This window comes from Streptomyces sp. NPDC039430, assembly GCF_055639435.1.
In genome coordinates this window covers 340,344-353,070 of the sequence record NZ_JBVKAK010000003.1, presented here as the reverse complement: position 1 = coordinate 353,070, position 12,727 = coordinate 340,344, and the positions used below count along the sequence as shown (strand labels likewise).

Here is a 12,727-nt window from a genome sequence, read left to right as displayed (position 1 = left end):
GGCCGCTCACGAGGACCGCACCCGCACACCGGCGGCGAGCAGCGACGGCGACGGCAGCGCGATGTCCGCGATGTCCGGCAGCGCCGGAACGTCCGGCACGACGGTGGCGCCGGCGGTGGCGGCGCGCGGGAACTCCGGCTGCGGGCCGGGCGCGGCCACGTCGGTGAACGGGATGCCCGGGGGCGCCGCCGGACTCGCCCAGCTGCCGGAGGGCGTGGGTGACGTGGCGGGCACCGGGCAGGACGCGGTGTCCGCGAGCCCCGCCGGTACGGTCGTCCGAAGCGCGTTCCCTCGCAGGCAGTTGCCCTGTCCACGGGTGGCGGTGGGGAACGTCCAGCCGATGTCGACGCCGTTGGCGGTGAAGGTGTTGCCCGTGATCCGGTTGCGGTCCGCCGTCAGGTCCGCGGTCGCGGTGATCACGAGCCCGGCGTTGGTGTTGCCGGTGATCCGGTTGCGGAGGAACCGGTTGTCGCTGCCGCCGTCGACGCCGATACCGATGCCCCAGCCGCCGTCGGCCTGTTCGGGGGTTCGCGTCTGCTGGTTGTCCGCGATCAGGTTGCCTGCGACGACGGCGTCGCGCTGCGGGAGCAGTTTCTCCTGGTGGTCGGAGTTGGTGGTCAGTCCGACGCGGTTGCCGACCAGGCGGTTGCCGACCACATACATGTCGCCGCCGGCGTTGGTGCCTTCGTAACCGACCGCGTTGAGTTCGGAGATGTTGTCCCGCACCACGATCCGACACGGTTTGCACTGGCCGACATAGATCCCCGAGTCCGCCCCGCCCGACGCGTAGGAGTGCTCGATGACACCGTTCTGCGCGGAGAACGCGTAGATGCCGTACAGACCGTTGCGGGTCGCGGTCACATGCGAGACCAGGAACGACTTCAGCAGCCTGACGGGTTCGTCGCCGGTGTCGTAGCCGCCGCTTCCCGGCAGCCCGGCGACCGCCGCCGCCGAACCGGTGACCAGCACCCCGTTCTGTGTGTTCTTCCGCACGGTCAGGTTCTCCACGGCCACCCCGGGGGCGGTGACGACCACCCCGTTCGGCCGCCGCAACTGCCCGTCGATGACGACCTTGTCCCGGGACTCGCCCCGCAGTGTGACGCGAGCCGTGCCGATCTTCACCGATTCGCGGTACACCCCCGGAGCCACCAGCACGAGGTCACCGGGCCGGGCCAGGGACACCGCGTCCGAGATCGTCGGAGCGTCGCCGGGCACACGGATCGTCACCCGCGCGCCCTCCGGCCGCCGGCCCTCGCCCGATCCGTCGTCGTCGCCACCGCCACCGCCACCGCCACCGCAGCCGGTCACCAGCGTCAGTACGCCCAGTACCGCCGCCATCACGCGTAAAGCTGATCGAGACATGATCCCAGTCTGGCATGGCGGCGAATTCCCCGCCGGAACGCGGAAGTTGGGCGGCGGACGCGAGACGGTTATGGCACTCTGCACCTCATGCACCGCGCCGATCGCCACCCGTCACGCCGCGCGTTCCTCGATGTCACCGGCGCCACGGTGGCCGCCGGTCTCGTCGCCGGGTGCTCATCGGACTCCGCCCGGCCGGGCCGGCCCGCGCCTTCCGCGGCGGCCACGTCCACGTCGGTTCCGGCGACGGGCCGGCACCAGGCGGGCATCACGCTTCCCCGGTCGTCCCAGCGCAACCTGCTGGCCGTGGTGGCCGACCTCGGCGCCGCGGTGGCGCCCGGCCCGTTACTGGCCGAACTCGGCGAGACCGTCCGCGCCCTCACCGCCGGGTCCGACCCGCGGCTGCTGGGCCTGTCCCCGGGCGACCTGACCGTGACCGTCGGCGTGGGCCCGCGGCTGGTGCGGACGGCCGGCGCTTCGCTGCCCGGCGCGGCCGATCTCCCGCGGTTCTCCCGCGAGCGGATCGCCTCGCCGGCGCGCGGCGGTGATCTGCTGCTCCAGATCTGCGCCGGTGACGCGCTGCTCGTACCGGTCGTCGCCACCGCGCTCCTGGAGCAGGCAGGCGACCGTATCCGCGAACGCTGGCGGCAGTCCGGACGCCGCGGTACGGACGTGTCCGTCGCCGAGGGCCGCACCGCGCCGCGCAATCTGCTCGGTTTCATCGACGGCATCGTGGGCCCGCACACGACCGCCGAGCAGGAACGTGACCTGTGGCTGGCCGGGCCCCCCGCGGTCGCCGGCGGCACCCTGGCCGTACTGCGGCGCATGGAACTCGACCTGACGCGGTTCGCCGCCCTGTCCGTCGACGAGCAGGAGGCGGTCTTCGGGCGGCGCCGGGCCAGCGGCGTACCCCTCTCCGGCGGCAGCATCGCCTCGGGCCCGGAACTCGGCGCCAAGACGCCGGACGGCCGCTATCTCGTCCCCGTGGACGCCCATGTCCGCAGGGCCAACCCGACCGTGGTCGGCGTCGGACACATGCTCCGCCGTTCCTACAGCACCGACGAGCCCGCCCCCGGCCTGCTCTTCATCAGCTTCCAGAACGACCTGCGGACCTTCACGGCCACGCTCAGCCGCATGGACGCCTCCGACGCGCTGCTGCCCTTCACCACCACGACCGCCAGTGCGACCTTCCTGATCCTCCCCGGCTTCGACCGGCAGCGCCCGCTCGGTTCCCACCTGTTCGGCTGACTCCGCCGCGCGGGGATCCCCGCGCTCGATGGGTGCGGGGTGCAGGGCGGAGTGAACGGCTACGGCCTGGTGTGCCGCGGCGGGTTCCCGTGTCGCGTACCGCGCCCCGGTCACAGGACGCGTGTCGATACCGCGCGCCCTGCCGCGCGGGCGGCGAATTCACGGGATCCCCCTTGACAGGCCCCGAGCCTCCCAGGCAGTCTTCCATCAAGCAGAAGATGACTTCCGCAATACGGAAGGAGCGCCTGACTCCTCATGGCCCCTCTCCTCACGAACGGGCGCGGCACCGAGCAGCGCTTCGATGTGAACCTGTCCATCCTCTTCACCGAACTCCCGCTGCTGGAGCGCCCCGCCGCGGCCGCGGCCGCCGGCTTCGACGCGGTGGAGCTCTGGTGGCCCTGGACCGACACCCCCACCCCGCCACAGGCCGAACTCGACGCCCTGGAGAAGGCGCTCGACGACGCGGGCACGCGACTGGTGGGGCTGAACTTCTACGCCGGACAGCTGCCCGGACCGGACCGCGGGGCGCTCTCGGTGCCCGGCGAGGAGTCCGACCGGTTCGTCGCGAACATCGAGGTCGCGGCCGACTTCGCCGCCGCCACCGGCTGCGGGGCCCTCAACGCGTTGTACGGCAACCGCGTCGAGGGTGTCGATCCGCGGGCGCAGGACGAACTGGCCCTGGAGAACCTCGTACGGGCGGCCCACGCGGCCGACCGGGTCGGGGCGATCCTGCTGATCGAGGCGCTCAACAAGCCGGAGTCCCCGCTCTACCCCCTGGTGAGCGCCCCCTCCGCCGTCGAGGTCGTGGACCGGGTCAACGCGGCCACCGGTCTCGGCAACGCCGCGTTCCTGCTCGATCTCTACCACCTGTCGATGAACGGCGAGGACCTGAACGAGGTCATCGACCGGTATGCCGAGAAGACCGGCCACGTGCAGATCGCGGACAACCCGGGCCGTGGCGCGCCGGGCACCGGATCGCTGCCGCTCGGAGATCTCCTCGGCCGGCTGCGGAAGGCCGGGTACACCGGCTGGGTCGGCCTGGAGTACAAGCCGGGCGACCGGCCGAGCGCCGAGTCGTTCGACTGGCTCGCCGCGGGGGCCTGACCGGCCGACAGGGCCCGGGCCCCGGCCCGCCGGCCCGCCGAAACCGACCGTATTCACGCGCGTGTTGTGCTGTGCGCGGGTATCGAAAGAGGCACCCTGATGAGTAATCTCCCCACGATCGCGTGGATCGGTCTCGGCATCATGGGCTCCCCCATGTCCGAGAACCTGATCAAGGCCGGCTACTCCGTGACCGGCTTCACGCTGGAGCGCGACAAGCTGGACCGGCTGGCCGCGGCCGGTGGTACGGCCGCGGGCTCGATCGCCGAGGCGGTACGGGACGCCGATGTGATCGTCACGATGGTGCCCGCCTCCCCGCAGGTCGAGGCCATCGCGTACGGAGAGAACGGCATCCTCGCGAACGCCCGGTCCGGCGCGCTGCTGATCGACATGTCGTCCATCACTCCGCAGACCTCGGTGGACCTCGCGAAGAACGCGGCCGAGAAGGGCATCCGCGTCCTGGACGCCCCGGTCTCCGGCGGCGAGGCGGGCGCCATCGAGGCGGTCCTCTCCATCATGGTCGGCGGCGAACAGGCCGACTTCGACGAGGCCAAGCCGCTGCTGGACGCGCTCGGCAAGACCATCGTGCTGTGCGGGCCGCACGGCTCGGGCCAGACCGTGAAGGCCGCCAACCAGCTGATCGTGGCCGTGAACATCCAGGCGTGCGCCGAGGCCGTGGTCTTCCTGGAGAAGTCCGGCGTGGACCTCGCGGCCGCGCTGGACGTCCTCAACGGCGGGCTGGCCGGTTCGACCGTACTGACCCGCAAGAAGGACAACTTCCTCAACCGCGACTTCAAGCCGGGCTTCCGGATCGATCTGCACCACAAGGACATGGGCATCGTGACCGACGCCGCCCGCAATGTGGGCGCCGCGCTCCCCGTGGGCGCCGTGGTGGCCCAACTCGTCGCCTCCCTGCGCGCGCAGGGCGACGGCGGGCTCGACCACTCCGCGCTGCTGCGCTCGGTCGAGCGCCTCTCCGGCGCCGACGTCTGAGCCCGGCAACCCGGCTGCTCTGTCGCTCGGTCGCTCGGCTGCTCGGGTGCTCGGGTACGGTCGACGACTTTCCGGATCTACGACTTTCCGGCTCCCCTTGATCTCCGGGCAGCGGTGGCGCTGACACCTGTCCTGTCGCGCCCAAGCGTCGCCGCCGCCCGGAACCCATCCCCCGGCGCCCACACGGCGGACCGGGGGGACGGCCGGCGCGCCGAGGACACGGTCCGCACAGCGCGCGAGAACCGACAAGCCATGCACGGGAGATGACGGGAGGTCAGCTCCCGTGCGTCGTCCCGTACCACCGGCCCCGTATGAGGGGTGGCCGGCGGTACGGGCAGCGAAGGGACCGCGGCGGCGCGCGAGCCAGTGCGGTGGTGAAGGGAACGGCGGTCCTTCCCGGCCTGAGGGAAGGGCCGCGCGTCTCCCGTCGCCGCCGCCGCGGTCCCGACCTCCCCTCCCCTCACCTCCCCTCCCTGCGCCCCTGCCCCCTGCCCCCTTGCCCTTCAACGCCCCGCGCACAGCGTGGAGTACGGACGATTCCCGTGCTCCACGCTCTTTCGCGTGCCCGGTACCGGGCGGACACTGTGGCGGTGAAGACACTGTGGCGGAAGGCCGCTCCCGTGCTCGGCTTCTCGGGGATCGGGGCGTTCGTCGCCGGGCTCGGCTACGCCGTTTCCGGCGCGGGGGCCTCCGGACCGGTCTGGCTCGGCGTCCTCGGGGGCGTGCTGCTGGTGGTGATGAGCGGATTCACCACGGACGCGGAACCGGCGGAACCGGCGGGACCGGACGCCGGGGCCGGGGCCGGGGAGAGCGGCCACAGCTGGTGGGCCGACGGCTCCCCCGGTGCGCACTCTTCGGGCACGAAGGAACCGGAGCCGAAGGGCAAGTCCGGGTCGGACTCCGGGGGCTGTGGGGGCGACGGCGGCGGGGGATGCGGCGGCGGATGCGGTGGCTGCGGCGGGTGACCGTACCGGCCGGACGGCGCCCACCGGCCGTACGGCCCGCATCGGCCCGCAGGGCCCGTATAGGCCCGTGCCGCCCCGGGCACGGCGGTCCCCGTGGCCCGTAGAAAACGCTCATGCGAGGCCGTCCCCGCGCGGCGGCGGACGCGGCAGAGGGCCTCGGCGCCGGATCGCTCCGGTGCCGAGGCCCTCGCTGCCGCCGGGTCAGGGTCAGGTCAGCGGCAGGATCTCCGTGGGCGCGTGCCACGGCTCGGTGGCGAGGTCCTCGAACTCGTTCACGCTCGCGATGTCGGTGCCGCTCATCGAGATATTGGTGACGCGTTCGAGGATCGCCTCGACGATCACGGGGACACGGAACTCCGCGGCCAGCTTCTTCGCCTGCTCGAAGGCCGGCAGCAGCTGGTCGGGCTCGGTCACCCGGATCGCCTTGCAGCCCAGGCCCTCGGCGACCTTCACATGGTCGACGCCGTAGACGCCCAGCTCCGGCGAGTTGAGGTTCTCGAACTCCAGGTTGACCTGGAAGTCGATGTCGAAGTTGCGCTGGGCCTGGCGGATCAGACCCAGATACGCGTTGTTCACCAGCACATGCACATACGGGATGCGGTGCTGCGCGCCGACCGCCAGCTCTTCGAGCATGAACTGGAAGTCGTAGTCGCCGGAGAGCGCCACGACCGTGGCCTCGGGATCGGCGGTGGCCACTCCCAGCGCGGCGGGGATGGTCCAGCCCAGCGGGCCGGCCTGGCCGCAGTTGATCCAGTGGCGCGGCTTGTAGACATGCAGCATCTGCGCGCCGGCGATCTGGGAGAGGCCGATGGTGGTGACGTACCGGGTCTCGGGACCGAAGGCGCGGTTCATCTCCTCGTACACGCGCTGCGGCTTGAGCGGCACGTTGTCGAAGTGGGTACGCCGGTGCAGCGTGGCCTTGCGTTCCCGCGCGGAGGCGGCCCACGCGGCGCGGTCGGGCAGTTCGCCCGCGGCCTTCAGTTCCTTCGCCACCTCGACGAAGAGCGTGAGCGCGGCCCTGGCGTCCGAGGCGATGCCGTAGTCCGGGGCGAAGATCTTGCCGATCTGGGTGGGCTCGATGTCGACATGGACGAAGGTGCGTCCGCGTGTGTAGACATCGAGCTTGCCCGTGTGGCGGTTGGCCCAGCGGTTGCCGATGCCGAGGACGAAGTCGGACTCCAGGAACGTGGCGTTGCCGTAGCGGTGCGAGGTCTGGAGCCCCACCATGCCGGCGTTCAGCTCGTGGTCGTCGGCGATGACGCCCCAGCCCATCAGGGTCGGCACGACCGGTGTGCCGGTGAGTTCGGCGAACTCGACCAGCAGGTCGGCGGCGTCGGCGTTGATGACACCGCCTCCGGCGACGATCAGCGGGCGCTCGGACGCGTTCAGCATCCTGAGTGCCTTCGCGACCTGCGCGCGTGTGGCGGCCGGCTGGAAGACCGGCAGTGGCTCATAGGTCTCGGGGTCGAACTCGATCTCGGTGAGCTGGACATCGATCGGCAGATCGATGAGGACCGGCCCGGGGCGCCCCGAGCGCATGAGGTGGAACGCCTGCTGGAAGACGCCGGGGACCTGCGCGGCTTCCAGGACGGTCGTCGCGGCCTTGGTGACCGGCCGCGCGATCGAGGCGATGTCGACGGCCTGGAAGTCCTCCTTGTGGATCACCGCGGTCGGGGCCTGGCCGGTGATGCACAGGATCGGGATGGAGTCGCCGATCGCGGAGTACAGGCCGGTGATCATGTCGGTGCCCGCGGGCCCGGACGTACCGACGCAGACGCCGATGTTGCCCGGGTGCGTACGGGTGTAGCCCTCGGCCATGTGCGAGGCGCCCTCGACATGGCGGGCGAGGGTGTGATGCACCCCGCCCGCGGCCTTGAGGGCGGCGTAGAAGGGGTTGATCGCGGCGCCCGGCACACCGAACGCGTTGCGGACGCCTTCGCGCTTGAGGATCTCAACTGCCGCTCGGGCGGCGGTCATTCGAGGCATGAAGTGCTCCTGCTTCGGCCGGCGGATCAGGGCTCTGTCGCGCCACCTGAGAGCACTAATTCCGTGATGCGGAAGTTTAGTTCTACTATCCGGAATCAAATCTAAGGTCCTCGCGGTACGGCGTCAAGGGATCGCCGAAGGCCCTCGCCCACGGGCCGCCCTTGGTGGACGATGAACGGGGAGGTCGGGATGGGAGAGGGCGTTTCGGTGTGCTGTCCGTCGTGCGGCAGCCGCCATACGTTGATGGCGCAGGTCTATCCGTGCGCGTGCGGCGCCCCGGTGGCGCCGACTCTGGCCGGGAGCGCTCCGGTGGAGACGGTCACCCGGCGCGCCTGGGCGGACGAGTGGGTGACGGTCCGCTGTACGGCCTGCGCGCGTGAGGGCCAGTGGCCACGGCCGGAGCTGGGCTGTCCGTGCGGAGCGATGCTGCGGATCGTGGTGGAGCCGACGGCACCCGAGCCGGCGACACCCGCGCCGGTCGCAGCCGAGCCGGCGACGGCCGGGGAGCCCGCTCCCGAGCCCGAGGTCCCCGCGCGGCCCGCGTCCGAACGATCCGTGCCCGAGCAGTCCGCGTCGGAACGACCCGTCCCCGAGCACCCCGCGCGTATCCCGCTGCCCCGCACCGCCACCGCGCCGCGCCCCGCCTTCCGCCCCGTGACGATCCGTACGGCCCGTGACGCGGTGACCACGGCCGCGCTCTATCTGCGCTGGCTCGGCTTCAAGAGCGTCGTCGAGTCCGGGGAGCCGCCCGCGCCCGGCATCAGCACGCCCGGCACCGGTCTGCGCGGACCCGATGTGGTCGCCCAGGTCGACCCGACCACCGGCCCGGCCTCCCTGCGCTCCGTCGAATGCCTCTGGCTCACCGGCATGAACGCGTCGGCGACGAGCGTCTACTTCTCCCTCGCGGGGTACGCGGACGACGCCCGCGCCCGCGCGGACGCTCTCGGCCTCCCGCTCTTCGTACTCGACCTCACGGGCGCGCCCCAGCCCGTCAACGGCCCGGCGGACGAGCTGGTCTCGACCGGGGCGCACCACCCGTAGGAGCGGCGGGGACAGGCCGCGCTCATAATCACTTCATGCTCATTCGTCCCGCCGCCCCCGCCGACCTCCCCCTTCTCCAGGACATCGAACGGGCGGCGGGCGAACCGTTCCGCGCGCTGGGGATGGCCGCGATCGCCGATGACGCGCCGCCCGCACTCGATCTGCTGGAGGGCTACCGGCGGGCGGGCCGCGCCTGGGTGACGGACGACGGGACCGGCCGGCCCGTCGCGTATCTGCTCCACGACACCGTCGACCGGGCGGCCCACGTCGAACAGGTCTCGGTCCACCCGGACACCGCCCGCCGGGGCCTCGGCCGTGCGCTCCTCGGGCATCTCGCCGAGCGGTCCGTACACGCGGGACTGCCGGCCCTCACCCTCACGACGTTCGCCGAGGTCCCCTGGAATGCCCCGTACTACGCGCGGCTCGGCTTCCGTACCCTCGCGGACGACGAACTCTCCGACGGGCTGCGGGAGATCCGCCGTACGGAGGCCGGACACGGTCTGGGCCGCTGGCCGCGCGTCTGCATGCGGCGCACGCTCTGACGTACGCGTGTACACACGGACACGCGGAGACGCGGGCGCACGGGTCCACGGGTCCACGGGTCCACGGAAAAGACGGTCAGGCCCCCGAAGGCGCCGAGAACCGCTCGCGCAGCTCGATCTTGCGCACCTTCCCGCTCACCGTCATCGGGAACTCGGCCAGGATCTCCACCCGGCGCGGGATCTTGTAGTGCGCGAGCCGTTCCCGGCAGTACGCCACGATGTCCGCCAGGGCCGGCGGATCGGCCGGGTCGCGGGGGATCACGCAGGCCAGGATCTCCTCCCCGTACTTCTCGTCGGGGACTCCGACCACCTGCACGTCCGCGACCTTCGGGTGGCCGTACAGGAACTCCTCGATCTCCCGGGGAGAGACGTTCTCGCCGCCCCTGATGATCATGTCCTTGATCCGGCCGACGATCTGGGCGTAGCCGTCCTCCCGTATCACCGCCAGATCGCCGGTGTGCATCCAGCGGCCGGCGTCGATGACCTCGGCCGTACGCTCGGGCTCGTTCCAGTAGCCGAGCATCACGCTGTAGCCCCGGGTGCACAGCTCGCCCGCCGTGCCGCGCGGCAGTGTCACCCCGCTGACCGGGTCGATCACCTTGACCTCGATATGCGGCAGGGCCCGGCCGACCGTGCCCGTACGGCGTTCCAGATCGTCGTCGCGCCGGGTCTGGGTGGAGACCGGTGAGGTCTCGGTCATGCCGTAACAGATGGAGACCTCGGCCATGTTCATCTCGCTGACGACGCGCTTCATCACCTCCACCGGGCAGGGCGAGCCCGCCATGATGCCGGTGCGCAGCGAGGAGAGATCGTACGAGGCGAAGTCGGGGAGGTTCAGCTCCGCGATGAACATCGTGGGGACGCCGTACAGCGAGGTGCAGCGCTCCCGCTCGACGGCGCGCAGTGTCGCCACGGCCTCGAACGACGGCGCCGGGATGACCACGCACGCGCCGTGGGAGGTGACGCCGAGGTTGCCCATGACCATGCCGAAGCAGTGGTAGAAGGGCACCGGCAGACAGACGCGGTCCTGTTCCGTGTAGCCGACCGTCTCGCCCACGAAATAGCCGTTGTTGAGGATGTTGTGGTGGGAGAGGGTGGCGCCCTTGGGAAAGCCGGTGGTGCCCGAGGTGTACTGGATGTTGACCGGGTCGTCGCAGGACAGCGTGGCCTCGCGCCCGGCGAGCTGATCCTCCGTCACCTGGCCTGCGGTGGCGAGCAGTTCATGCCAGCTCGGGTCACCGATGTAGTGCACGGAGCGCAGGTCGGGACAGCGCGCCCGGACCTCCTCGACGAGGGCGCGGTAGTCGCTGTTCCGGTGGGCGAGCGAGGCGACGAGCAGGGAGATCCCGGACTGGCGGAGCACGAACTCCACCTCGTGCGCGCGATAGGCCGGGTTGATGTTCACCATGATCGCGCCGATCCGGGCGGTCGCGTACTGCACGAGCAGCCACTCGGGGCAGTTGACCGCCCAGATCCCGACCCGGTCGCCCTTCGCCACACCGCGCCCGAGCAGCGCCCGCGCCAGTTCGCCGACCGCCGCGCCGAACTCCGCGTACGTCCAGCGCCGTTGGGAGGGGACGTCGACCAGCGCCTCCCGGTCGGGGTAGGCGGCGATCGCCCGGTCGAGGTTGGCGCCGATCGTGTCGCCGAGCAGCGGGGTCGTACCGGTGCCGTGTGTGTACGAGTTCACGGTCGCGGCGCTCTCCGTCGTCATCGCAGGTCCCCCTCGTCGTACTCGGCGCCGGATCCCCGGGCCGTACGCTCCCGCAGTTCGATGCGGCGGATCTTCCCGGACACGGTCTTGGGCAGTTCGGCGAACTCCAGCCGGCGCACGCGCTTGTACGGCGCGAGGACCGCCCGCGAGTGGGCGAAGATGACCTTGGCCGTGTCGGGGCCCGGCTCCCAGCCCTCGGCGAGGACGACATACGCCTTCGGCACGGCGAGCCGTACCGGATCGGGCGCGGGGACGACCGCGGCCTCGGCGACGGCCTCGTGCTCCAGCAGCGCGCTCTCCAGCTCGAACGGCGAGATCTTGTAATCGCTCGCCTTGAACACGTCGTCGCTGCGGCCGATGTAGGTGATGTAGCCGTCCGCGTCGCGCGCGCCGATGTCACCGGTCCGGTAGTAGCCGCCGGCCATCGCCTCGGCCGTACGGTCGGGGTCACCGTGGTAGCCCGTCATCAGGCCGACCGGACGGGCCGAGAGATCGAGCGCGATCTCGCCCTCCCGCGCGCCGGGCGCGCCGGTGACCGGGTCGAGCAGTTCGACCTTGAAGCCGGGCGTCGGCCGTCCCATGGACCCGGTCGTGACCGGCTGGCCGGGCGAGTTGGCGACCTGCACGGCCGTCTCGGTCTGGCCGAAGCCGTCCCTGATCGTCACGCCCCACGCGCGCCGTACCGTCTCGATGACCTCCGGGTTGAGCGGCTCGCCCGCCGCGACGGCCTCGCGCGGCGGCGTACGCAGCTGGGTCAGATCGGCCTGGATGAGCATCCGCCAGACCGTGGGCGGGGCGCAGAAGCTGGTGACGCCCGCCCCGTCCATCTCCGCCATCAGCCTCGCCGCGTCGAAGCGCGTGTAGTTGTGGACGAAGACGGTCGCCTCGGCGTTCCAGGGGGCGAAGAGGTTCGACCAGGCGTGCTTGGCCCAGCCCGGTGAGGCGATGTTCAGATGGACGTCGCCCGGCTTGAGCCCGATCCAGTACATCGTCGCGAGATGGCCGATCGGATACGAGACATGCGTGTGCTCGACCAGTTTGGGGCGGGCGGTCGTGCCGGAGGTGAAGTACAGCATCAGCGGATCGTTCGCGTGGGTGGCGCCGTCCGGCTCGAAGACGGCGGACCGGTCGTACGCCTCCTCGTACGAGGACCAGCCCGCCGGGACGCCCGCCGGGCCCGCGCCCACCACGATCCTGGTGAAGCCGCCCGGGATCGCGTCGAACTTCCCGGTGTCCTCGGCGCGGACGATCACATGCGCGGCCCGGCCGCGTTCGATACGGTCGCGCAGATCGGCGGGGCCGAGCAGCGGGGTGGCGGGGATGACGACGGCCCGCAGCTTCATCGCGGCGAGCGCGGTCTCCCACAGCTCGACCTGGTTGCCGAGCATGACGACGACGCGGTCCTCGGCCCGTACGCCCTGCTCGCGCAGCCAGTTGGCGGCGCGGTTGGAGCGGGCGGACAGCTCGGCGAAGGTGAGGCTGACACGGCGGCCGTCCTCCTCGACGATATGCAGGGCGACCCGGTCGTTCCCCCGCCCGTCCGTGCCTTCGGCGATCCGGTCGAACCAGTCCAGCGCCCAGTTGAAACGCTCGGGACGCGGCCAGTCGAAGCCCGCGTACGCCGTCGCGTAGTCCTCCCGGTGCGCCAGGAGGAAGTCCCGGGCCGCCCGGAACCGCTCGGTCGGATCGGCCGTGACATCGGCCGCCCTCGGCTTCCTAGCCGTCATGTGTCCTCCTCATTGCCGGACGCTCTCTGCCATCGTGTAATCAGTGACGTG

At 71.5% G+C, this 12,727-nt stretch carries 10 protein-coding genes; 6 read left to right on the top strand and 4 right to left on the bottom strand.

Annotation, left to right across the window (positions count from 1 at the left end):
• Window positions 1-6 precede the first annotated feature (6 nt).
• Window positions 7-1,362, bottom strand: coding sequence for a right-handed parallel beta-helix repeat-containing protein (locus ACZ7LS_RS10710; RefSeq protein ID WP_385129239.1), 1,356 nt, complete (start codon window positions 1,360-1,362; stop codon window positions 7-9).
• A gap of 87 nt (window positions 1,363-1,449) precedes the next feature.
• Between ACZ7LS_RS10710 and ACZ7LS_RS10705 the strand changes: the two genes are divergently transcribed.
• From ACZ7LS_RS10705 to ACZ7LS_RS10690, 4 genes are all read left to right on the top strand, one after another.
• Window positions 1,450-2,607 (top strand): Dyp-type peroxidase, encoded by a 1,158-nt coding sequence (locus ACZ7LS_RS10705; protein ID WP_385129237.1) that lies wholly within the window; start codon window positions 1,450-1,452, stop codon window positions 2,605-2,607.
• A gap of 255 nt (window positions 2,608-2,862) precedes the next feature.
• Complete coding sequence (locus ACZ7LS_RS10700) at window positions 2,863-3,711, top strand: TIM barrel protein (RefSeq protein WP_382523279.1); 849 nt, start codon at window positions 2,863-2,865, stop codon at window positions 3,709-3,711.
• Between the two features lie 99 nt (window positions 3,712-3,810).
• Window positions 3,811-4,701, top strand: a complete 891-nt coding sequence (locus tag ACZ7LS_RS10695) for a 2-hydroxy-3-oxopropionate reductase (protein WP_382523281.1) — start codon at window positions 3,811-3,813, stop codon at window positions 4,699-4,701.
• Window positions 4,702-5,291: 590 nt separating this feature from the next.
• Window positions 5,292-5,666 carry a hypothetical protein gene (locus ACZ7LS_RS10690; protein ID WP_385129234.1) on the top strand — a complete coding sequence of 125 codons (375 nt, stop codon included), beginning with the start codon at window positions 5,292-5,294 and terminating at the stop codon, window positions 5,664-5,666.
• Window positions 5,667-5,873: 207 nt separating this feature from the next.
• On the opposite strand, the gene gcl is transcribed toward ACZ7LS_RS10690, so the two are convergent.
• Window positions 5,874-7,643, bottom strand: a complete 1,770-nt coding sequence (gene gcl, locus ACZ7LS_RS10685; protein ID WP_382523327.1) for a glyoxylate carboligase — start codon at window positions 7,641-7,643, stop codon at window positions 5,874-5,876.
• A gap of 252 nt (window positions 7,644-7,895) precedes the next feature.
• Here gcl and ACZ7LS_RS10680 point away from each other — a divergent pair, with 252 nt between their 5' ends.
• The gene (locus tag ACZ7LS_RS10680) at window positions 7,896-8,693 is read left to right on the top strand and encodes a hypothetical protein (protein WP_385129232.1); all 798 of its coding nucleotides are present in this window, start codon (window positions 7,896-7,898) and stop codon (window positions 8,691-8,693) included.
• A gap of 35 nt (window positions 8,694-8,728) precedes the next feature.
• Complete coding sequence (locus ACZ7LS_RS10675) at window positions 8,729-9,235, top strand: GNAT family N-acetyltransferase (RefSeq protein WP_385129230.1); 507 nt, start codon at window positions 8,729-8,731, stop codon at window positions 9,233-9,235.
• A gap of 76 nt (window positions 9,236-9,311) precedes the next feature.
• Here ACZ7LS_RS10675 and ACZ7LS_RS10670 read toward each other — a convergent pair whose 3' ends face one another.
• Complete coding sequence (locus tag ACZ7LS_RS10670; protein ID WP_385129228.1) at window positions 9,312-10,949, bottom strand: AMP-binding protein; 1,638 nt, start codon at window positions 10,947-10,949, stop codon at window positions 9,312-9,314.
• The gene (locus ACZ7LS_RS10665; protein WP_385129226.1) at window positions 10,946-12,676 is read right to left on the bottom strand and encodes an AMP-binding protein; all 1,731 of its coding nucleotides are present in this window, start codon (window positions 12,674-12,676) and stop codon (window positions 10,946-10,948) included. The genes ACZ7LS_RS10670 and ACZ7LS_RS10665 overlap by 4 nt, the downstream gene beginning before the upstream one ends.
• Between the last annotated feature and the right edge of the window lie 51 nt (window positions 12,677-12,727).